This window comes from uncultured Polaribacter sp. (assembly GCF_947501385.1).
Classification (GTDB): Bacteria; Bacteroidota; Bacteroidia; order Flavobacteriales; family Flavobacteriaceae; genus Polaribacter.
The window spans coordinates 12,171-33,579 of the sequence record NZ_CANMVP010000022.1; the positions used below are offsets into that span (position 1 = coordinate 12,171).

Here is a 21,409-nt window from a genome sequence, read left to right on the forward strand (position 1 = left end):
AATGCAATTTAAAAACCCTGAAGTTTTATACTTTTTAGCGCTACTAATCATCCCTATTTTAGTACATCTTTTTCAACTACAGAAGTTTGTAAAAATTCCTTTTACCAATGTTGCTTTTTTACAAAAATTGCAACAACAAACCCGCAAGAGTTCACGTATAAAAAAATGGCTAATTCTAGCCACAAGAATACTGTTATTTTTAGCGATACTTTTTGCTTTCGCTCAACCTTATTTTAGTAACAAAAACAGCAGTAAAAAACAACATAATTTTATATATTTAGACACTTCTTTAAGCACCAACACGAATGGCGAAAAAGGAAATTTATTAAAAATAGCCGCGCAAGAAATAATAGAAAATTCCGATTCTGAAAATGAATATTCTTTATTAACGAATACAGATTTCTATCAGAACATTCGTAAACCAGTATTAAAAAACATACTTTTAAATTTAGAAAATACCGCTAAAAAACTACCTTTAGAGACTGTTTTGTTAAAAATAGCGCAAGAGAATAAAAACAAAACTAACACTTTAAATAAAAATATATTAATATCTGATTTTCAGTATAATTACAATAAAAAGTTTACAAATGTAACACCTGCTATTTCTGCTATAAAACTCACATCTTCGCAAAAAAGTAATCTTTCTATCGATAGCGTTTTTATCAACAATACAAACACCAACAATTTTACTGTAAATGCAATCATTAAAAATCAAGGTGATAAAAAAGACAATGTGCCCATTGCTATTTTTAATGGAGAAACACTAATTAGCAAGCAATCCTTCCCTATTGATAAAGATACAGAAAAAACAATTCAATTTACAGTTCAAAAAACCTCTAATTTTTTAGGGAAATTAGAAATTTCTTTTAGCGACATTTTCTCATTTGACAACACTTATTACTTCACCCTTAATAACAAACAAAAAACAAGCGTATTAGCGATTGGAAATGATGCTGAGTTCTTATCAAGAATATACACTAAAAATGAGTTTGATTTTACAAGTTCATCACCTCAAAACATCAATTATAATTCCATACAAGAACAACAATTAATTGTATTGAATGGCTTAGAAACTATTCCTGAAATTTTATTGAAAAGTTTGGTAAATTTTGCTAAAAATGGAGGAAGCATTGTTTTAATTCCGAATGAAAAAATAGCTCTAAATTCTTACAATTTATTGCTTAAAAATCTAAATCTTGGTAAAATTGAAGCCCTAAAAAGAGATACTTTAAAGATTACCACAATCAACTATAAGCATCCTATATTTAAAAATGTGTTTTCTAAAAAGGTGACCAATTTTCAATATCCAACAGTGCAAAGCCACTACCCTATTTTAGGAAATATCTCCAAAATAGTTTCTTTTGAAAATAATACACCATTTATAAGTCAACTAGCAAATAGCAATGTGTATTATATTGCGAGTGCTTTAAATAAAAAAAATAGTAATTTTTTAAACTCTCCTTTGATTGTGCCTGTTTTTTATAATTTTGGAAAAATGAGTTTTCAATATCCAAAATTATCCTACAGCATAGACAAAGAAAATATCATTGAAATTGAAACGGCTTTAGGGAAAGACGATATTTTAAGAATTACCAATCTAGAAACCTCTTTTATTCCTTTACAACAAACTTTTCAAAATAAAGTAGTAATTACAACACAAGAACAACCTTTAAAAGCTGGTTTTTATGCTGTTTTAAAAGAGAATACAAACATTCAAGATATCGCTTTTAATTACCCCAAAGAAGAAAGTTTGTTACATTTTTTAGATTTAAATATCTTAAAAGAGACAAATGAAAACATCAGCATTGCTACCTCAATAAAAGATATTTTTAAAGAAATAGATAAAAATAATGAAGTTCATTGGCTTTGGAAATGGTTTTTAGCCTTGGCAATTGTATCTTTGTTATTAGAAATTTTGATTTTAAAATTCTATAAACCATGAGTACGCTTATAAAATCGGCAAAAATTATAGACCCTTCTAGCCCTTTTCATCAACAAACAAAAGATATTTTAATTCACGAAGGTATCATCAAAAAGATCGATACCAATATTCCATCAAAAAAAACATACACCATTGTAGAAAGAGAAAATCTACATGTTTCTTGTGGCTGGTTTGACACCAGCGTATCTTTTGGTGAACCTGGTTTTGAAGAACGTGAAACGATTAAAAACGGCTTAAAAGTTGCTGCAAAAAGCGGATTTACCGCAGTTGCAGTAAACGCAAATTCAAACCCAGTAATTGATAACAAATCTGCTGTGGAATTTCTAATTAACAAGGCGAATGGTTTTGCCACAAAACTGTTTCCTATTGCTGCTTTAACGAAAGAAAGTAAAGGTGTAGAAATGGCCGAATTGTATGACATGCAACAATCTGGTGCGATTGCTTTTGGCGATTATAAAAAACCAATTAGTGATGATAATTTGATGAAAATTTCATTATTGTACACTCAGAATTTTAATGGTTTAATTTTAAGTTTTCCTAAAAACAAAGCGATTGCTGGCGAAGGAATTGCACATGAGGGAGTCAACAGTACAAGATTGGGTTTAAAAGGAATTCCTGCATTGGCAGAACACATTCAAATTGCTAGAGATTTATTTTTATTAGAGTATACAGGAGGAAAACTACACATTCCCACCATTTCTACAGCGAAATCTGTCGCGTTAATTAAAGAAGCAAAGAAGAAAGGCTTGCAAGTTACTTGTAGTGTTACTGCGCATCACCTAACAATAACCGATAACGAATTGCATGCTTTTGATGGAAATTACAAAACGAATCCGCCATTAAGAACAAACACAGATTGTAAGGCCTTGCAAAAAGGAGTTAAAACAGGTGTCATCGATATAATTACTTCAGATCACAATCCGATGGACATTGAACACAAAAAAGTAGAATTTAGCGAAGCTAAAAACGGTACCATTGGCTTAGAATCTGCTTTTGGAGCAATCCATTCGGTTTTAAAATTAGAAGATTTTATTGAAAACATCACCTCAAAACCCAGAACTATTTTTGGGTTAGAGAACAGATCTATTTCCGAAGGAAGCAGCGCAGACATCTCACTTTTTAATCCTAAAGAAAATTATGTCTTTACAAAAAAACATATCTTATCTACTTCAAAAAACAGTGTTTTCATCAATAAAGAAATGAATGGGAAAGCTTATGGAATTTTTGCGAATAATCAATTGATATTAAATTCTTAAAACTATGGAAAACTATACTGCTAAAGAAGGTAAAACAGCTGCAATCATCAGTTATATTAGTATTATTGGAACTTTAATTGCGTTTGTTTTAAATAAAGATAAAAGAAACTATTTTACTAGTTTTCACATTCGTCAGAACATTGGAATCAACATTTTATATTTTGCCAATCAATGGATTGTGTATGAATATATTGGTAAAACTGTAGGTTGGATTTTTGGCGTTTTTATTTTTGTTCTTTGGATTGTTGGTTTTATTGGCGTACTAAAAAGTGAAGATAAATTAGTTCCTGTTTTGGGAGAGAAATTCCAAGAATGGTTTAAAAATATTTAAATAGATTTTATTTAGCATGAGTGACTTATATTATTTGGTTAGAACACCAAAAAAAGCATCAGAAAATCCACCTTTATTAATTTTATTACATGGTTATGGTAGCAATGAGCAAGATTTATTTTCTTTTGCAGAAGAATTACCTGAAGAATTATTAATCGTAAGCGCACAAGCACCTCTTTCTATGGGTTTTGGCAGTTATGCTTGGTATTCTATCAATTTTGATGATAAAGACGGTAAATTCTCTGACCTAAAAGAAGCTAAAGAATCTATTGATAAAATTGCTCTTTTTATTGACGATATCAAGAAAAAATACAATACCGATGCTACTAAAACCTTTTTGTTAGGTTTTAGTCAAGGTGCTATTTTAAGTTATTCTTTGAGTTTTTTCTATCCAAATAAAGTACAACATGTAATTTCTTTAAGCGGTTATATCAATACCGAATTACTGCCAAAAAACATCTCTAAAGAAATTACAACAGATTATTATTGCTCTCATGGCGCTGTAGACCAAGTGCTACCTGTAACTTGGGCAAGAAACTCAAAACCATTCTTAGATGATTTAGGTTTTGATAATGTGTATTCTGAATACAATGTGGGGCATGGTGTTGCACCACAAAATTTTCACAGCTTTAAAACTTGGATTCAAGCGCGGTTATAATTTGGTAACTTCGGAACTGATATATTTATAAAAATCGTAGATTTTTCAGTAGCTACCAACATGCAAAAAAAGAAAAATCAACACTTAACACATAACAATGAATACTTTCAATGACATAAAAGAATTGGTTACCGCTTTGAAAAGAGAGGAAAAACTGATATCTGAAATGTTTAGTAAAAGAAAATCCATAGACTACAGATTGAGTGATGCACTAGAACTGGTTGATTACGAAGAAAGTCGTATTGATAAGTTAATAGAAAAATCTGTAATAAGAGAAAACGGAGGCTTATTAGAGCTGGATGGTCAATTTTTGGAATTCTTTGAACAAGTACTTTATGTGAGTGAAGAAATTAACTTGTCATATATTGATGATAACATCAAGAAAATTAAGGAAAACATAGACTATTTTTTAAATGAGAATAACGAGAACAGAAAATATAGTTATCTGAGATTTATAAAAAAGACGTTCAGGAAAATGGGCATTATCACACTAAGAAGTGTGGTTGACTTAAGACGAAACATAGAAAACACCTTTAAAAACGAATCAAATTACAAAAACAAACAACTAAAGCTAGAAAACCTAGATGAAAAGAGAACGATAGTAACAAATTTGATACAGCAAACATTGACTCTAATCAACGAAGAAGAAATCACTTTTTTTAATAGAGCCTTAGATGAAGAATTGAGCAGAATTATTATTGAGTTAAAACATCAACTAGGAGAATGCTCACACAACCTAATTGAAATAGAAAAACAGATAATTGATTATTTAAATCAAATTAAACAGCAAGGGAAATTTTTAGAAAAATTACGAAAACTAAAATATTTGAAGGACAATTTTACTATCGAAGCCGAAACTGACGTTAGACAAATTATATCGAATAAAAATCACGTGATTTTTGAGGCAAGAGCAATTCAACCTTTAAACTTATCAATCGATTTTCTTAGAGAAAGTGAGAAAGCTTTTGAAGCAATTAAAAGAATTACTAAAAATCATAAAGATAGATTACTCTTAAAACCAGAAATAGCAGAGCGTATTTCTAACGAATTTCTTGAAAACAATATTGAGGAAGAAGTAATGATAAATCTTGAAGAAGTAAGAAATCGTTTCATTGCTACAAGTGATAATTTATTCAATTTTATTTTAAACTATGATTTTTTAAAAGATGTAGATTTTAATGAAAGAGTGACAATATTTTGTCAAATCATTTCACAATATGAGCAGGAACTACAAATAAAAGACAATTTCCAAATTACCAATGATGTTGAATACGCTATGGTATTTTCAAAATAAAATTTAATGTTTACAAAATATACATCAGAAATTTTTGACGTACTTCGCAAAGGACAATTCATCTGTTCAAACAGTCCTGATGATGAAATTCAAAAACTCTATAAGGTTTTAGAAGATTATGAAACCTTTGAAAATTTACACGAGTATTTTTATCAAATAAACTACATTTTAGAGCAAGGCAATGAATATTTCTATTTCAGTCGGGTAGAAAATAATGCAGACCTAGACAGAAAATTAGAAAAAGCATTTAATTGGATTGATATCTTAGATTTTTTTAAAACTTTTGATTCCTCTTTTGATGTAGGTTTTAGGTTCTCACCATCAGACATTGCCAATCAACTAAAAAACAATGCAGATTTAAAAACGAAACTAGAAAAATTAAAAAAAATAGGTGTTGATAAAAAAAGTTACTTGGATAGAATAAAAAAATTAATTGAAAAGCTTGAAAAGGATAATTTTATAACATTGGAAAACGAAATTTCAGAAACTTACAAAGTACTGACCTCTTTAAATTATTTAAAAGACATTATAACAACTATTAATATTCCAGAAGAAATAGATAATGAGATACCTGAATAAGATAGTTTTTATAAATAGTGCAAGAATTAAGTATTCCGAAATTGAAATAGATGGAAATGTTCATTTAATAGGAGACCAAGGAGCTGGAAAAAGCACATTACTTCGTGCAATTTTGTTTTTTTACAATGCAAATAAAACCAAGCTTGGTATACCTAGAGAGAAAAAGGGATTTGATGATTATTACTTTGAATTTGAGAACTCATATATAATCTACGAAATAATAAAAGACAACATTCCTTTTTGTGTTTTAGCTTACAAAGTAAATGGGAAAGTTGCATTCAGGTTTTTCAATTCTGAATATAAGAGACAATTTTTTATTGATAAAGATAATAGAGCTTTTGAAAGTTGGGATAAAATCAGAAATGCTTTTGGCAGAGACATATACTATACCAATTTAATAAAGAGTTATGAAGAGTTCCGTAGAATTATTTATGGAGATAATAATGGCTTAAAGCCTGAATTTAAAAAGTACGCTATAATAGAAAGCAAGCAATTTCAAAATATACCAAGAACTATTCAAAACGTACTTCTCAACACTAATTTAGAAGCAAAATTCATCAAGGACACCATCATAAATTCTATAAATGAGGAGGAATTTGTGATAGATATCGAAAACTACGCTAAGAATCATTTACGTGATTTTGAAACTCAAATTAACGACATTAAGATATGGTTCAAGGAAAATAGAAAAGGGCAGATTGTAATCAGAAAACAAGCCGACAAAATTATTGATAAATTTAGATTTTTCAATTTTCTAAAAAGAGAAAAGAAAGAATTAGCGTACGAACTGGCATCAAGATTGAATTACATAGAAAATGAAAAGCCAATTTTACATTCTAGTTTTTCAAAAGAAAATAATGAGCTTACCGAGCTTTCTAAAAAAAGAGAAAACTTGGCAAAAACGCATAGAAGAAGAGAACAAGATATTGTTTCTGATATAAAATTAATCACCACAGAGTTAGCAAAAGCTAAGCAAAAAAAGGAGGAATATGATAACCAAAATATCAATCAGATAATTTCAAAAGTTGCAAAGAAAGATTCTTTATTTAATGAGCAAAAGACTTTAGGAGAAGAAAAAAATCTACTAACCTCTAAATTCACAGAAATTAGCCAAAGATTCCAAGCGCTAATTTCCCAAATTCAAAATCGACAACAAGAGTTTGCCAATACAAACAATGCAGAAATCAACAAAATAAAAAGTGTTTTTGCAGATAATAAGACTGGAATTTCCGATGCTTATCAAAAGTTGATAAATCAAATTAAAGAAGAAAACAAAGATGAAGTAGGTAAAGGCTATAATAAGTTAGAAAAAATAAAAGAAAATGAAAATAGAGTTAAGAGAAGCAAATCAGAATTAAAACATAAAACCTTTTTTTCTTCGGAAATTAAAAAATGTGAAAACGATAAAAAAACTCTTGACGGCAAAACTTCAAGTTCAAAAATCATCATTGAAAATGCCACGAACCAAACGGCCACAATTCGAAAAGAATGGGAATTAGAAGCAAAGGAAGTAGAAAGAATTTATAACGCATCCGTTCAAAAAGAAAAAGAAAAAATTGAAAAATTAGCTTTAAAAATTGAGACCATTGATAACAAGATTCAACAAAGTAAATCTTCGCTCTATGGCTGGCTAAACGAGAATATTGATGATTGGCAAAACACTATAGGAAAAGTAATTGATGAAGACAACGTATTATTTAATACAGAGCTAAACCCTAAACTAATTGATAGCACTTCCACTACTCTATTTGGCATAGAGTTAAACTTAAACAGTTTAAAAAACAGTATTAAAACCGTCAAAGAATACAATCAAGAAATTGAGGAATATAAAAGTAAGATTGATGAAGTTAAAAATACTATTCAGCAACTTAATGTAAATAAAGACGATAGTTTACAAAAGCTAAAAACAAAGTTTAAGAAAAAACTAAACAGTCTTAAAGAACTTATTGCAGAAAATGAATACACAGTATCGCAAACTGAAGAAAAATTAAAGAAAAATAAGATTGATTTAGATGAATGGGTTTCAAAAGCTAAGTTGGAAAAAGAAGCTGTTTTACAAAAACTAGAAAATGACTTAGACGAGATTGCGTCAAAAAAGTTAAAAGCTCACGACAACCTTGAAGCTATTAAAAACGGAATAAAGCGTAAAATTAGTTTAAAAGAAAAGGAACGAGACTCTGAAATCAAATCTTTAGAAGATATTAAAAACAATACTATTTCCGAAATAAACACTTCTATTTCTAATGGTAAAGATGAATCAGATAAACGAATTCAAGAGTTAAAAAGAGAACAAACCTCAGAATTAGACAACAAAGGAGCTGACACGAAAAGACTCAATATTATTGATGATAGATTAAATAATATAGTAAAGGACTTAGATTACATAAAAGATAACGAAACCATTGTTATTGAATACAATAAAGATAAAAGAGAACTCTTTGATAATGTCCCTAAATTAAAAGTTGATAAAGCGAGTTTAGAAAAAAAGCAAGCTTCAATAATTAATGAACATAAAATTGAGTTGAATAAAATCAATACAAAATATTCTAAACAAGAAGATTTTGTGAAATCAATACAATCTAAAATTGATGAATTTGATGCTGACGAAAATAAATTTATTGAGTTTAAAGAAAAGTCAGAAACTTATAAAAGCGTTCAATTTTATTTTTCTGAGCCAATTATAAAAGTTGATGAGACAAAAACAGCTATCTCAATTATTGCAGAAATAAATGAGAAACACTATAAAGGAATTGAGACATTTAAAGAATTACAACAATCTACAAATGCCTTTATTGGTAATTTTGGCGAACAGAATATATTTAGTTTTAAAGTAAAACTAAATGATGACAAAGAGTTTTTGGACTTTGCATCTGACCTTAAAGAATTTATTGAAGAAGATAAAATTAACGAATATGAAAAACGTGTAAATGACCGATTCGCACATATCATTCACTTAATAGGTAGAGAAACAACTGAACTAAATTCTAAAAAAGGAGAAATTGAAAAAATAATTAAAAAAATTAATGATGATTTTGCTGGTAAAAACTTCGTTCAAGCCATCAAGGGAATGGAAATGAAAACTTTAGAAAGTTCTAATCCAATAGTGAAGTTATTGATTCAAATAAAAGAGTTTAATGACGAAAACAGTATTGCTCTAGGAGAAACAAATCTTTTTACTTCATCTGAAAGCAATTCCAAAAATCAAAAAGCTGTAGAGTTATTGAAACAACTAGTGAAAGAATTGATAAAGTCAAAAAGTACAATGTTAACGCTCTCAGAGTCTTTTGATTTGCAATTTAGAATAATAGAAAATGACAATGACTCTGGTTGGGTAGAAAAGCTTTCAAATGTTGGTAGCGAGGGAACAGATGTTTTAGTAAAAGCTATGATAAACATTCTACTTCTCAATGTTTTTAAAGATAGTGCGTCTAAAAAGTTCAAAGACTTTAAATTACATTGTATGATGGATGAAATAGGAAGACTTCACCCTAATAATGTGAGAGGGATTTTAAGATTTGCTAACGAAAGGAACATTTTACTAATTAATGGTTCACCAACAAGTCAAAATGCCACAGATTATAAATACACATATAAGCTTGCGAAAGAACAATCCAAAAGCAACACTAAAAAATACATCACAAAAATTAATCGATTGGTTAAAGTAAATACCAAAGTTCTTAATTAATGAAATTAACGTTAAAAATAGCGAAAGTATTAGTCCAATTAATCAATGGAGAATCCATTCCTAATCATTCTGCTAAAAGTAGGTTAATTGACCTTTTAGTTTCTGAGAACATCATATACAGAAAAGGAAAGCACAAAAAATCATTAGAATTAATAAATGAAAAGCATTTACACACCTATCTAGCAAATCAATTGCAAATTAATGACTTGAACAATTATATTTCAGCTTTAGTAAATGAAAGTTCAACTCGTGCTGAACTTGTAAAAATTACAACAGATTCCAAAAAATCAAAAGAGAGAGCTTTTAAAGGCTTTTTAGTGAATAGTTATAATAATATAAAAGCTAAACTAAATAATGAAGATATAATCATCAATCCAACTAAAGGAAGCTTTGTTTTTATATATGACTTTGAAACTTTCAAAATTCCAAAAGAGATAACGGTTATTGGAGTTGAAAACGCTAAAAATTTTAGTCAGATTCAAGAACAGAAATACTTGTTTGAAAATATAAACCCCTTATTCATATCACGTTATCCACAAAACCAAAATAAAGATTTTATTAAATGGATGAAATCTATCCCAAATAATTATCTGCATTTTGGAGATTTTGATATTGCAGGAATTGGGATTTACTTAAATGAATATAAAAAGCATTTGAGAAACAAAGCATCTTTTTTTATTCCAGAAAATATAAAAAGCGATTTAAGAATTAATGGTAATAGAGAACGATTTGACAACCAAAAAATCAACTTTAAAGTTAGCGATATAAGGGAATCGAACGTTTTAAAATTAATTGAAATAATCAAATTAGAAAAAAAAGGTCTAGACCAAGAATATTACATTTAAACGAATAGCCAACGCTGAAAGCCATACGCATCTATCAACAAAAAACTCAAAAATCTATTTTTTAAAACCAAAATTCAATAAAAACGCTATCTTCTTTTAAACTATCTTTGCATTAAAAATAAACAATGCAGTTTTCTGATTTTCCTTTCAACAAATCTATCTTAAAAGCTGTTGCTGAAGAAAGGTTTCAAACCCCCACTTTAGTTCAACAAAAAACGATTCCTTTAGTTTTAGATAAAAAAAATGTGATTGTTTCTGCACATACAGGAACAGGAAAAACGGCTGCTTTTGCATTGCCAATTATTCATTTGTTATTAGCAAATCAAGAAGCAGATAAAACCAAAAAAAAGATAAGATCTTTAATCATTACACCTACACGTGAGTTGGCGATTCAGATTTTAGAAAACTTTAAAAGCTTTAGCAAACATACAGAATTAACTGCTACTGCCGTTTTTGGTGGTGTCTCTTTAGAACCTCAAAAAGAAATCTTAGCGGCAGGCGTAGATATTCTAGTGGCAACTCCTGGAAGATTGATCGACTTACAAATGCAAGGAAACATAGACCTAAGTGCTATAGAAATCTTTGTTTTAGATGAAGCCGATTTAATGCTAGACATGGGTTTTATAAAAGACATAAAAAAGATAGAAGCATTATGTCCTAAAAAGAAGCAAACGTTACTTTTTTCTGCTACCATTCCTGAAAAAATAGTGGAATTGGCAAATAAAGTGCTTAAAAACCCTGTAAAAGTAGAAATTCACCCAGAAGAAACCACAGCTAAGAATATTGGTCAGTTGTTGTATTACCTCCCGAAAAAGAACAAAACAGACCTGTGTTTGCATTTGTTGAGAAATACCATCAATGGAAGAATTATCATTTTTAGGCGTACAAAATTTGGTGTTGATAAATTAGAAGAAAGTTTGGTTAAAAACGGATACAAAGCGACGAGTATTCATGGAGATAAAACCCAAGGTGTAAGAAACAAAGCCATTGAAGATTTTAAAGACAAGAAAGCACATATTTTAATCGCAACAGATGTTGCCGCACGTGGAATTGATATTACAAACGTAGATGCGATTATTAATTTCGACATTCCAAATGTTGCCGAAACCTACATTCATAGAATTGGTAGAACGGGTAGAGCAGGAAAATCTGGAATCGCTTTTTCTTTTTGTTCTCCAGATGAAAACGCGTACATTAAAATTATTGAAGCTTTGATTGAAAAACCAATTAAGGTAATTACAGAGCATCCTTATATCATCTCTAAACCAAAGCATACAAAACAGCAACCCAATACCGTTAGCAAGCATAAAAAAGGAAGAAAATCTGAAGCTTCTAAGAAGAAAAAGAAGCGTTGGTATTAAGTAATTTTATTTTTGTCTACGTCTGAAAAATAGAACTTTACTAGCGTCGATTATAAGTCACATATACTAAACTTATTTCCGTATTAGGATGCAATTCTGTAAATTGGTGTTTCATTAGATAGACAACAGCATGGAAGAAAATTTAAAAACCATAGATAATTATTTAGACAACCATTATATACATCGAAGTAATTGGTTAAGAGCAGCTGTTCTTGGGGCAAATGATGGCATTTTATCAACCGCGAGTCTTGCTATTGGTGTAGCTGCAGCAAGTGATTTTAGAGAACCCCTCATTTTAGCAACAGTAGCAGGTTTGGTTGCAGGTGCTCTATCGATGGCAGCAGGCGAATATGTTTCTGTGAGCTCTCAAACAGATGTAGAAAATGCAGATATAGCACGTGAAAAACAAGAATTAGAAGAGACTCCTGAAATTGAACTACAACTGCTTGCTAAAATATACGAAAATAGAGGTTTAAAGAAAGAAACAGCGTTGGTAGTTGCTAAAGAACTGACAGCATACGATGCTTTAGGAACTCATATTAGAGATGAATTAGGAATTAATGAGATAAACCAAGCGAACCCCATACAAGCTGCTTTTGCCTCTGGTGCTGCATTTACTGTTGGTGGTATTCTTCCGCTGATTGTTGTGTTGTTGCTACCGCTTCAAAATATGGAATATTATTTATATGGTTCTGCTATTCTTTTCCTAATTATTTTAGGAGGACTTGCCGCTAAAGCAGGCGGTTCAAATATTGGAAAAGCGGTGCTAAGAATTACATTTTGGGGAACAGTCGCGATGGGATTGACCGCTTTGGCTGGACATCTATTTAATGTAAACGTTGGGTAAAATTGCTAATTTACTATAAATTCAAACCTATTTTCTCAATGAATTCAGCGGCAGTGTAAGGCTTAGAAATAACAGCTACAAAACCGATTTCTTTATACCTGTCTAAATCTTCTGGAGTGGTGTTTGCCGTTAAGGCTAAAAAAGGAATTTCTTTATTTTCTTTAGCAAATTTATCTTTTTGTTGCACCAATTGTTCGCCAGTAATATTTGGCATGTGAATGTCTAATAAAACAAGGTCGAAAACTCTTGTTTTAAGAACATGCAAGGCTTCTAAGCCATCTTTTACTAAGGTAACCGCTACATCCTCTTTTTTTAGAATATGCGCTACAATGGTTTGATTCAGCGCATCATCATCTGCCACCAATATATTGGTTCCTTTCAGGATTTTTTTAGGGAAATTTTCTTCTTTTTTTATTTTTATCTTCTCAGAAGAAATCACTTTTAAAAACGGAATTTCTATTTTAAAAATAGTTCCTTTATCCAATTCGCTTTTTACCGAAATGTTGCCATTCATGGCTTTTAAAAGTCGTTTTACAATAGACAAGCCTAAACCTGCACCTCCAAAAACGCTATGATCGGTTTTTTTGTTTTGTTGATATTCATCAAAAATTCTAAAAGCTTGTGACTCGGTCATCCCTCTTCCAGAATCTTGAATTTCGAAAGAGATATTCATCAACTTTTCATCTTCAGAACTGCATTTTAGTTTTAAAGAAATAATTCCTGTTGTTGTAAACTTTAATGCATTAGACACTAAGTTAGATAGTATTTGATGGATTCTTACATCATCTCCTAAAACGGTTTTAGGGATTTTTTCTGAAATCTCAAAAACTAATTTTATAGCAGTATTTTTATTTTGAAATTGATAGTTTTGTATACAATTTTCTGCAATTTTTTTAAGGTTTATTGGAGAATTCACCAATTCTAACTTGCCCGCTTCAATTCTAGACAAATCTAAAATATCATTCACAATTACTTTTAAATTTCCCCCAGAAATTGATAGATGTTTGGTGTATTCTTTTACATTTTCATTAATTTGTTCATCACTAATCATTTCAGAATATCCTAAAATAACATTTAAAGGATTTCTAATTTCATGACTCATCATTGCTAAAAAACGAGACTTTTCTTCATTGGCCTTGTCTGCAATTTTGCGAAGTTTTTCTAATTCGGTGTTTTTTTCTGCAAGTTCTCTTTTGATAAAAAAAATATCGTTTCTATGCTGATTTAATTGTGCTACAAACTTGTAAACATTGGTTCTATTATGAATTAAAACCGTAATATTATCATCATTTTTAAACAGCTCAATATCTACATTGTATTCTTTTGAATTGGAAATGATTAACATTCCTTCTAATAAAAAAGGCGTATGGGGTTCTAAAGCCTCTAAAGTTCCTTCTAAGAAAGGGCAAGCTTTATAAATGGATGCTTGAAGTTTGAATTCTTTTTTAACAAATGTTCCTGCGATTATGTTTTGAATCACTCCAAAGAAATTGGTCGTGATTTGAATAAAAACATCTTCTATTTTTGCAGGTATCAAATTTTGTTATTTTATAGCTTGAGAGGCCAATTCTAAAAATGCATTTTCTACATTTTCATCTTCTTTAGCACTTGTAATTAAGTCAATATTTACTGAAACTCTTTCCACAACAAGTTGCAGTTCTTCTTGAGTTAGTAAATCCTTTTTATTCCCAACAATCGTAATATTTTGCAGTCCAGAAAGTGTTTTTATACTTTCTAAATGATGGTCAATATTTAAATAGGTTTCTATTCTACTTACATCGAAAACAAACATGGCTGCACTGGCTCCTAAAAAATAAGCTTTGGGTATTTTTTCGTCTCCACTGGTTCCTGCAACATCCCAAATAAGCAATTTTATTGCTGTATTTTCATATTGCACAACTTTTGCACTAACTCTAACGCCAATGGTACTAATATAATCTTCAGCAAACTGGTTGAGTACGAATCTTCTAATTAATGAAGTTTTTCCAACACCAAAATTACCAACTAATAAAACTTTTTTAGCTATCATTCATTTGAGTCTATAAAATGCCTTTCTATCAAAGCGTTTAATTTTACTTCATCTGATAAATAACTGCGATCTCTCAAAATAATTTCTGCTAAATTATCTACAGTATCGGCCAAATTATCTTTAAATGCCAAGGTTGCAACACCAGAAGTGGCAATCGCAATATAAATAGATTTAAAATTCTTTATGGTTAATTGAAAATTATCGAATTTGATATCTTCTAAATTCTGGTGCTCCTTTGAAAAAGCATCTTCAGCAAAAGATTTGATAGCTGTGAGCATGCCAGAAACCATGTCTTTATCTGCAATACTACCTCTTGTGTAATTTCCTACAAGTAAGCCAGAATCCTTTTCAATCACAAAAACTTCTTCTATAAAGGGTTCAAATACTTGTTCTAAAATAACACCTGCATCATAATTTTTTCCTTTTAAAAAACGAGCAACGATTTGTTGCACAGAAAATTTTTCTTTAACGGTTCTATTGATACTATCAGATAATTTTGTGATTTCACTCACAATAGACTTCTTAATCAATTTCCCCATAATTGGGTACAAAGCTTCTACAACTTCATCTTGAGAGTCTCTAATTTGAATTTTTATAGTTTCTGTGATGGTAGGACCAAAATATTCTGGAAAATTTATTCGAAGATCTTCAATTTTTTCGTCTACAAGAGGTTGTACTCTTTTAGATAATTTTTCTCTTAAAATAATTTCTTCACTAAGTGCAGCAAATTTTTCTCTATCATCTACCAATAAAAGTTCTCTGAGCAACTCAAAACGATTGTCTTTTTTGTTATCTTCAGTTTGCTTTTTCATCTATTCTTGCAACATCATTGCAATTTTTTCTAAAGCTTTACCTAGTTTTTTTCTATCTGCTTTTTCATCGTCTAAATCTGCCAACCTTTTATTTAAGTCGTCATTTAAATCTTGAAATTTATGTTCCATTAAACTTTCTAAGTCTGCTAATTTATTTTCTAAATCAGATACAGCATCTCCTAAGTTTTTCTGAGTTTCGTTTTGTAAGTCTTTAATTCTATTGAAAACATCTTCAAATTCAGAATTATATTGCTGAATATTTTCACCAAATATTAAGTCTCTAACCGCAGCAATTCTACTATCTACTATTTGTGCTGCTACTTCTGGAGCTTCGTTTTTTTCTGATTTTTTTTCCATGTATTTTAGTTAAGTTGATTTTATGGTAATGCTTGTTTGGTTATACAGTCTAAATTTATAGCCTATATGAACAAATATACATTAAAATATAATTATTAAGATTCTAAGCCTTAATTTTTAAACCATCAAAAGCTAAAAAAACGTTTTTAGGTAGCTTTTTAGACACTTCCTTATGAAAACCCAATTTGTGACTAATGTGGGTAAAATATGTTTTTTTTGGTTGCAGTTCTTTAACAAACGCTAGTGCTTCTTTTAAATTAAAATGTGTTGGATGTTCTTCTTCTCTTAATGCATTTATAATCAAAACATCTAAGTTTTTTAGTTTCTTTTGTTCTTCCAAAGAAATGGTTTTCACATCTGTTAAATAGGCAATATTCTGAATTCTATATCCTAATATTGGTAAATCACCATGCATTACTTGAACAGGTGTTATTTGTATATCTTTTAAAAAAAAAGAATGCTCCTTTACAACGTTTGTTACAACACTTGGCGCTCCTGGGTATCTATTTTCTTTACAAAAAATATATTGAAAACGTTGTTCTAAACTCTCTAGTGTTTGTTTATTTAAATAAATGGGCATCTCTCCTATTTTATAACAATACGGACGCAGATCATCTAAACCTGCTGTATGGTCTGCATGTTCATGTGTAAACAAAACCCCATTAATTAGTTGTACTTTTTCTCGAAGCATTTGCTGTCTAAAATCCGGACCACAATCTATTACATAAGTACAATCTTGCCAAGAAATTAAGATCGAAGAACGCAAACGTTTGTCTTTAACATCAGTAGATAAACAAACAGGATGGTTGCTAGCAATCATTGGTATGCCTTGCGAAGTACCTGTTCCTAAAAAAGTAATATTTAACAGTTTTTTATCAATATTCATTCTAACAAAAATAAGATAAAAATTGACTGATGGCACAGTTAATGTGTACATTTGTTCTATATATAAAAATCGATGTATGGCAATTTCTTTAAAAGGAGATCAAAAGATAAGTAGTGTACCAACTACAAAAAGCAAAGCACTTAGAATTAATTTAAACTCAGATATTTACGGAACTTTTGCAGAAATTGGCGCAGGTCAAGAGACAGCACGAAATTTTTTTAGATCGGGTGCGGCTTCTGGTACAATTGCGAAAGCAATGAGTGCTTATGATAAAGATTTTTCTGATGCTATTTATGGTATTGAAGAAGACAGGCGCTATGTTACACAACCACGTCTTAAAAAAATGCTAGGTCACGAAATCGATTTAATTGAAGACAGATTAAGCAGAGCAAAACATCCTGATAAATTATTTTTTAGTTATGCTAATACGGTAACTACCATTGATTTTGCTAAGAAATTTAAAGGTCATGGTTGGGTAGGAATCCGATTTCAATTAGATCCTTTAGAAGATTATAATGAAATTATTCTACATCTCCGTTTTAAGGAAACTGATGCTCGTTTGCAACAAGAAACATTGGGTGTTTTAGGTGTAAACTTATTGTATGGTGCATTTTATTTAAATGACAATCCTAAAGAACTGGTAAAATCTTTTTACCACAATGTAACCAATGACCAACTAGAAATTGATATGATTAATTTCTCTGGCCCTCGTTTTATGTATGTAGACAATCGTTTGATGAGTTTACAATTGCTTAAAAATGGCATGACCAATGCTGTAATGTTTGGTCCTGATGGAAATAACCTATTACCAGCACAAGTTTTATACAAAAAAAACATATTGGCATTAAGAGGTAGCTTTAGACCAGTTACCAAAGTAAATATGGATATGTTTGAGAAGTCTAAAAGGCTTTTTTTAGATGAAAAAAAGGTAAAAGAAGAAAATACACAAGTTATTTTTGAAATTACATTGAGTAATCTTTCTGCTGAAGGAAAAATTAACGAAAGAGACTTTTTAGATAGAGCAGAATTACTGTGTTCTTTAGGACAAAATGTAATGATTACCAGTTTTCAACAATACTTTAAATTGGTAGAATACTTTAGCGAATTTACCAAAGAAAGAATGGGACTTGCCATGGGTGTTTACAATCTCATTCAAATATTTGATGAAAAATACTATCGCAATTTAAGTGGTGGTATTTTAGAGGCTTTTGGAAAACTTTTTTACAGAGATTTAAAAGTATACATGTATCCGTACCATGACCAAGCTTCTGATGCATATATAAATAGCGAAAATCTAAAAGTACACCCGAGAATGAAAGAATTGTACAAATTCTTTAAAAACAACGGTAGACTTGTAAATATTGATGATTTTGATAAAGAGATTTTAGATATTTTCTCTAGAACTGTTTTAAAAATGATTGTAGAAGGTAAAGAAGGTTGGGAAGACATGTTGCCTGAAGGCATTGCAGATACTATCAAACAAAAACGTTTGTTTGGGTATTCTAGAACCAGAGTAAAAAAATAATTTTTTACTTTTAAACCTTTGAGAGTATATTTTGTCTAACTAAAAAAAATTACTTGACAGATGAAATAGTTTTAGTTGAGCAACTTAAAAATGTTGTGACAAGAGAAAAAGCGTTTCGAGAATTAATTTCTCTGTACAAGAAACGCTTGTATTGGCATATCCGTAAAATTGTAATTTCTCATGACGATGCAGATGATGTTTTACAAAATACATTTATAAAGGTTTATAAAAATATACATAAATTCAATCAACAAAGTAAATTGTTTTCTTGGATGTACCGAATCGCAACCAATGAGGCTATTACTTTTATCAACAAACGTGCAAAAGAAAGAAATGTAGATATTTCTGAAATGCATGATCAATTGGCGTCTAGTTTAGAAAATGATGTGTATTTTTCTGGAGATCAAATTCAATTGATTTTACAAAAAGCCATTGCAAGATTGCCTCAAAAACAACGCTTGGTTTTCAATATGAAATATTTTGATGAATTAAAGTATGGTGAGATGTCAGAAATCTTAGAAACTTCTGTTGGCGCATTGAAAGCCTCTTATTTTCATGCAGTTAAGAAAATAGAAAATTACATAAAAAACAAAACAGATTAAACCTTTTATAAAAAAAAAGGTCTAAATAGTAATATGAAAAACAATATTGAAAATAGCGAAGAATTCTTAAAATCGGTACTGAATAAGTCCACCGGTTTTACAACTCCTAAAAATTATTTTAGCGAGACAGAAGATCGTTTTTCAATGTTTCTTATGGAAGATAAATTGTCAAACACAAAAAGCTTTAAAACTCCCGACAATTATTTTGACAAACTAGAAGATAAAATTTTAGAAAGAACATTCCTTAAAAAAGAGACCAAGGTTATTTCTTTAAAAGATAGATTGTTTAAATACATTCCTATCACCGCAGCAGCTTCTGTAGTTCTATTTTTAAGCATTAATTATTTTAGCATTAGTACTACTTCAAACAAAGTTAATTTCGATGCTATAGCCCAGGCTGATATAGAAAATTGGATTTTTGACAATTCAACGGATTTATCTGATGAGGATTTTGTAGCCGTACTAAATAATGAAATTGTAAATGAGAATGATTTTGCATTTACAAGTTTAGAAAATGATATTATTGAAGATTATATTATCTCTTCAGAGAATATCTCTTTATTAAACGAAATATACTAATATGAAAAAATACTTATTTATTTTAACCCTATTCCTAACAGCTTTCTATTCACTTGGACAAACGCATCAAGAAAGTAGAAAAAAAATTAAAGCGCTAAAAATAGCGTATTTAACAGAGCAATTAAATTTAACTTCTTCAGAAGCTGAAAAATTTTGGCCTATCTATAATTTGCATGAAGAAAAATTAAACCTTTTAAGAAATAAGGATCGATTAGAAATAAGAAAAAAAATAAAAGAAGCTGGAAGCTTAGACAATCTAAAGGAAGCTGAAGCAAAAAAATTTGTGCTTTTAAAGATAAGTTTAGACAAAAAAATGCTTTTAGAAAAAGAAGATTTTTTTTCTAAAATCTCTAAATTTTTACCTTATAACAAAATATTAAAACTTCATATTTCTGAAAGAGATTTCGCAAGAAAATTGATGAAAAAATATGGAAAAGGTAGAAAAAACGAAGAATAATGGTATAATAGAAACAATTTAAAGAGGCGAATTTGCCTCTTTTTTTATTTTATCAAATTCAAACAAACTGACAGTTCTGGCTTATTTACGATAAAACTTCGCAACCAAATTGTAAGTTCGTTAATTTCATGAGGTAACAATCTACGTAAAGCTTTGTTTAACTCTTTACAAAACAAATCTGAATTAAAACTTACTTTTTTTAAAACAGTTTTTGTGTACTCGAACATTGCTCTAGCCATAATATGTATTATAGTTTAATTGTATAACGTAAATGACACTGCATTTAGTATAATGAATCAAATTTAACAAAAAAAACCATCAACTTTTTGTTGATGGTAGTTAAAAATTTGTTTAAAAAATGTTAAGATTAGATCTTGTTAATTCTTTCAACTAAAGCTGTAGCTTTTGTTTCTAAGTCTGCACTTATTTCGTTGTAATGTGCTTTTTTGTTCTCAACACCTTTTTGGTTAACTTTTGCGATTAAAACATCAAACGTAGTTATCGTTTCATCTATAATTGCTTCTACTTCTTTATTATCTCCTTTAGGATCTACTTTCTCAGTTACATAACCAATAATGTCTCCTAATGTATAATTAATATCTTTTTTTAAGTTTTTTATGCTTGCCATAATTTGTTTTATTTTTAAAGGTACAAATTTAGTTTATTTATTTAAATGAGCGCTATAAGATCTTTGATATTTCTTAAGGTATTATAAGCTGTTTTTTGCTGTTCTTCTAAAGAAATTTCTTCATGAATCCAAGTGGTATGAAAAGGAATGTGAATTGCAGAAGAACCTATCTTTAATACGGGCAACACGTCTGACTTTAAAGAGTTACCAATCATTAAAAATTCAGCAGGTTTTACATCTAAATGTTGTATTAATTTTAAATAATCTTTTTCTTTTTTATCGCTCATTACTTCTATATGATGAAAGTAATTCAACAAATTAGATTTGGCTAACTTTTTTTCTTGATCGAGTAAATCTCCTTTCGTAGCAACAATTAATTTGTATTTTCCTTGTACTTTTTTTAAAACTTCTTCTACTCCATCAATCAATTCTATTGGTTTTTCTAACATTTCTTTACCAATGTTTAGAATTTTTTCAATAATTTCTTGTGGTAATTTATAGTTAGAAAGTTCTAAAGCACATTCTATCATAGAAAGCACAAAACCTTTGATTCCGTAGCCGTAGATTGCTAAATTCTTTATTTCAGTTTTAAATAATTCTTGGTCAATTTTATTTTTGGTTTCGTATTTAGAGAGTAGTTGCGCAAATTTTTCTTCTGCTTCTCTAAAATAAGTTTCATTTACCCACAAGGTATCATCAGCATCAAAAGCAATTACTTTTATCTCTTTTAACATGT

General features: G+C 29.6%; 22 protein-coding genes. 14 read left to right on the forward strand and 8 right to left on the reverse strand.

The window, feature by feature from the left end; all coding sequences use genetic code 11:
• Position 1: 1 nt before the first annotated feature.
• The 10 genes from Q0998_RS14100 to Q0998_RS14145 all read left to right on the forward strand — a co-directional run bounded on the left by Q0998_RS14100 (position 2) and on the right by Q0998_RS14145 (position 12,798).
• A complete protein-coding gene (locus Q0998_RS14100) occupies positions 2-1,942 on the forward strand; it encodes a BatA domain-containing protein (protein WP_299670841.1) in 1,941 nt (646 codons plus the stop codon).
• Positions 1,939-3,198 carry a dihydroorotase gene (locus tag Q0998_RS14105; RefSeq protein WP_299670843.1) on the forward strand — a complete coding sequence of 420 codons (1,260 nt, stop codon included), beginning with the start codon at positions 1,939-1,941 and terminating at the stop codon, positions 3,196-3,198. Before Q0998_RS14100 ends, Q0998_RS14105 begins: the two co-directional genes overlap by 4 nt.
• A gap of 4 nt (positions 3,199-3,202) precedes the next feature.
• Entirely contained in the window at positions 3,203-3,529 is a 327-nt protein-coding gene (locus Q0998_RS14110; protein WP_299670845.1) for a hypothetical protein, read from the forward strand.
• 16 nt (positions 3,530-3,545) lie between these two features.
• Positions 3,546-4,187, forward strand: coding sequence for an alpha/beta hydrolase-fold protein (locus tag Q0998_RS14115; protein ID WP_299670847.1), 642 nt, complete (start codon positions 3,546-3,548; stop codon positions 4,185-4,187).
• A gap of 97 nt (positions 4,188-4,284) precedes the next feature.
• The gene (locus Q0998_RS14120) at positions 4,285-5,481 is read left to right on the forward strand and encodes a hypothetical protein (RefSeq protein WP_299670849.1); all 1,197 of its coding nucleotides are present in this window, start codon (positions 4,285-4,287) and stop codon (positions 5,479-5,481) included.
• A 6-nt stretch (positions 5,482-5,487) separates the two neighbouring features.
• Positions 5,488-6,060 carry a hypothetical protein gene (locus Q0998_RS14125; protein WP_299670851.1) on the forward strand — a complete coding sequence of 191 codons (573 nt, stop codon included), beginning with the start codon at positions 5,488-5,490 and terminating at the stop codon, positions 6,058-6,060.
• The gene (locus Q0998_RS14130) at positions 6,044-9,745 is read left to right on the forward strand and encodes an ATP-binding protein (protein ID WP_299670853.1); all 3,702 of its coding nucleotides are present in this window, start codon (positions 6,044-6,046) and stop codon (positions 9,743-9,745) included. Before Q0998_RS14125 ends, Q0998_RS14130 begins: the two co-directional genes overlap by 17 nt.
• The gene (locus tag Q0998_RS14135; protein WP_299670855.1) at positions 9,745-10,590 is read left to right on the forward strand and encodes a hypothetical protein; all 846 of its coding nucleotides are present in this window, start codon (positions 9,745-9,747) and stop codon (positions 10,588-10,590) included. The genes Q0998_RS14130 and Q0998_RS14135 overlap by 1 nt, the downstream gene beginning before the upstream one ends.
• A gap of 125 nt (positions 10,591-10,715) precedes the next feature.
• On the forward strand, positions 10,716-11,951 hold the full coding sequence (locus Q0998_RS14140) for a DEAD/DEAH box helicase (RefSeq protein WP_299670857.1): 1,236 nt from the start codon (positions 10,716-10,718) through the stop codon (positions 11,949-11,951).
• A 130-nt stretch (positions 11,952-12,081) separates the two neighbouring features.
• Positions 12,082-12,798 (forward strand): VIT family protein, encoded by a 717-nt coding sequence (locus Q0998_RS14145; protein ID WP_299670859.1) that lies wholly within the window; start codon positions 12,082-12,084, stop codon positions 12,796-12,798.
• A gap of 13 nt (positions 12,799-12,811) precedes the next feature.
• Here Q0998_RS14145 and Q0998_RS14150 read toward each other — a convergent pair whose 3' ends face one another.
• From Q0998_RS14150 to Q0998_RS14170, 5 genes are all read right to left on the reverse strand, one after another.
• Positions 12,812-14,335: an ATP-binding protein gene (locus Q0998_RS14150; protein ID WP_299670861.1), complete on the reverse strand. Its 1,524-nt coding sequence runs from the start codon at positions 14,333-14,335 to the stop codon at positions 12,812-12,814.
• Positions 14,336-14,341: 6 nt separating this feature from the next.
• Positions 14,342-14,827 carry a Rab family GTPase gene (locus Q0998_RS14155; RefSeq protein ID WP_299670863.1) on the reverse strand — a complete coding sequence of 162 codons (486 nt, stop codon included), beginning with the start codon at positions 14,825-14,827 and terminating at the stop codon, positions 14,342-14,344.
• Complete coding sequence (locus Q0998_RS14160; RefSeq protein WP_299670865.1) at positions 14,824-15,639, reverse strand: cell envelope biogenesis protein OmpA; 816 nt, start codon at positions 15,637-15,639, stop codon at positions 14,824-14,826. The genes Q0998_RS14155 and Q0998_RS14160 overlap by 4 nt, the downstream gene beginning before the upstream one ends.
• The gene (locus Q0998_RS14165; protein WP_299670867.1) at positions 15,640-15,996 is read right to left on the reverse strand and encodes a hypothetical protein; all 357 of its coding nucleotides are present in this window, start codon (positions 15,994-15,996) and stop codon (positions 15,640-15,642) included. It abuts the gene before it with no gap.
• A 103-nt stretch (positions 15,997-16,099) separates the two neighbouring features.
• Entirely contained in the window at positions 16,100-16,882 is a 783-nt protein-coding gene (locus Q0998_RS14170) for an MBL fold metallo-hydrolase (protein WP_299670990.1), read from the reverse strand.
• Between the two features lie 76 nt (positions 16,883-16,958).
• Between Q0998_RS14170 and Q0998_RS14175 the strand changes: the two genes are divergently transcribed.
• The 4 genes from Q0998_RS14175 to Q0998_RS14190 are packed head-to-tail and all read left to right on the forward strand — an operon-like array spanning position 16,959 to position 20,045.
• The gene (locus Q0998_RS14175; protein ID WP_299670869.1) at positions 16,959-18,407 is read left to right on the forward strand and encodes a TonB-dependent receptor; all 1,449 of its coding nucleotides are present in this window, start codon (positions 16,959-16,961) and stop codon (positions 18,405-18,407) included.
• A 53-nt stretch (positions 18,408-18,460) separates the two neighbouring features.
• Positions 18,461-19,009: an RNA polymerase sigma factor gene (locus Q0998_RS14180; RefSeq protein WP_299670871.1), complete on the forward strand. Its 549-nt coding sequence runs from the start codon at positions 18,461-18,463 to the stop codon at positions 19,007-19,009.
• Between the two features lie 33 nt (positions 19,010-19,042).
• Positions 19,043-19,588 (forward strand): hypothetical protein, encoded by a 546-nt coding sequence (locus Q0998_RS14185; protein WP_299670873.1) that lies wholly within the window; start codon positions 19,043-19,045, stop codon positions 19,586-19,588.
• A 1-nt stretch (position 19,589) separates the two neighbouring features.
• Complete coding sequence (locus Q0998_RS14190; RefSeq protein WP_299670875.1) at positions 19,590-20,045, forward strand: sensor of ECF-type sigma factor; 456 nt, start codon at positions 19,590-19,592, stop codon at positions 20,043-20,045.
• A 44-nt stretch (positions 20,046-20,089) separates the two neighbouring features.
• Here the strand turns inward: Q0998_RS14190 and Q0998_RS14195 are convergent, their stop codons facing one another.
• The 3 genes from Q0998_RS14195 to Q0998_RS14205 all read right to left on the reverse strand — a co-directional run bounded on the left by Q0998_RS14195 (position 20,090) and on the right by Q0998_RS14205 (position 21,407).
• Positions 20,090-20,284, reverse strand: coding sequence for a hypothetical protein (locus tag Q0998_RS14195; protein WP_299670877.1), 195 nt, complete (start codon positions 20,282-20,284; stop codon positions 20,090-20,092).
• Between the two features lie 128 nt (positions 20,285-20,412).
• Positions 20,413-20,673: a hypothetical protein gene (locus tag Q0998_RS14200; protein WP_299670879.1), complete on the reverse strand. Its 261-nt coding sequence runs from the start codon at positions 20,671-20,673 to the stop codon at positions 20,413-20,415.
• Positions 20,674-20,714: 41 nt separating this feature from the next.
• A complete protein-coding gene (locus Q0998_RS14205) occupies positions 20,715-21,407 on the reverse strand; it encodes an HAD family hydrolase (RefSeq protein ID WP_299670881.1) in 693 nt (230 codons plus the stop codon).
• Positions 21,408-21,409: the final 2 nt, after the last annotated feature.

Coding starts and splice junctions, on each gene's coding strand:
- Q0998_RS14195 (WP_299670877.1), bottom strand. CDS start 20,284: ATGGCTAGAGCAATGTTCGAGTACACAAAAACTGTTTTAAAAAAAGTA.
- Q0998_RS14160 (WP_299670865.1), bottom strand. CDS start 15,639: ATGAAAAAGCAAACTGAAGATAACAAAAAAGACAATCGTTTTGAGTTG.
- Q0998_RS14105 (WP_299670843.1), top strand. CDS start 1,939: ATGAGTACGCTTATAAAATCGGCAAAAATTATAGACCCTTCTAGCCCT.
- Q0998_RS14120 (WP_299670849.1), top strand. CDS start 4,285: ATGAATACTTTCAATGACATAAAAGAATTGGTTACCGCTTTGAAAAGA.
- Q0998_RS14205 (WP_299670881.1), bottom strand. CDS start 21,407: ATGTTAAAAGAGATAAAAGTAATTGCTTTTGATGCTGATGATACCTTG.
- Q0998_RS14140 (WP_299670857.1), top strand. CDS start 10,716: ATGCAGTTTTCTGATTTTCCTTTCAACAAATCTATCTTAAAAGCTGTT.
- Q0998_RS14165 (WP_299670867.1), bottom strand. CDS start 15,996: ATGGAAAAAAAATCAGAAAAAAACGAAGCTCCAGAAGTAGCAGCACAA.
- Q0998_RS14170 (WP_299670990.1), bottom strand. CDS start 16,882: ATGAATATTGATAAAAAACTGTTAAATATTACTTTTTTAGGAACAGGT.
- Q0998_RS14175 (WP_299670869.1), top strand. CDS start 16,959: ATGGCAATTTCTTTAAAAGGAGATCAAAAGATAAGTAGTGTACCAACT.
- Q0998_RS14145 (WP_299670859.1), top strand. CDS start 12,082: ATGGAAGAAAATTTAAAAACCATAGATAATTATTTAGACAACCATTAT.
- Q0998_RS14155 (WP_299670863.1), bottom strand. CDS start 14,827: ATGATAGCTAAAAAAGTTTTATTAGTTGGTAATTTTGGTGTTGGAAAA.
- Q0998_RS14115 (WP_299670847.1), top strand. CDS start 3,546: ATGAGTGACTTATATTATTTGGTTAGAACACCAAAAAAAGCATCAGAA.
- Q0998_RS14185 (WP_299670873.1), top strand. CDS start 19,043: ATGAAAAACAATATTGAAAATAGCGAAGAATTCTTAAAATCGGTACTG.
- Q0998_RS14130 (WP_299670853.1), top strand. CDS start 6,044: ATGAGATACCTGAATAAGATAGTTTTTATAAATAGTGCAAGAATTAAG.
- Q0998_RS14135 (WP_299670855.1), top strand. CDS start 9,745: ATGAAATTAACGTTAAAAATAGCGAAAGTATTAGTCCAATTAATCAAT.
- Q0998_RS14190 (WP_299670875.1), top strand. CDS start 19,590: ATGAAAAAATACTTATTTATTTTAACCCTATTCCTAACAGCTTTCTAT.
- Q0998_RS14125 (WP_299670851.1), top strand. CDS start 5,488: ATGTTTACAAAATATACATCAGAAATTTTTGACGTACTTCGCAAAGGA.
- Q0998_RS14100 (WP_299670841.1), top strand. CDS start 2: ATGCAATTTAAAAACCCTGAAGTTTTATACTTTTTAGCGCTACTAATC.
- Q0998_RS14200 (WP_299670879.1), bottom strand. CDS start 20,673: ATGGCAAGCATAAAAAACTTAAAAAAAGATATTAATTATACATTAGGA.
- Q0998_RS14110 (WP_299670845.1), top strand. CDS start 3,203: ATGGAAAACTATACTGCTAAAGAAGGTAAAACAGCTGCAATCATCAGT.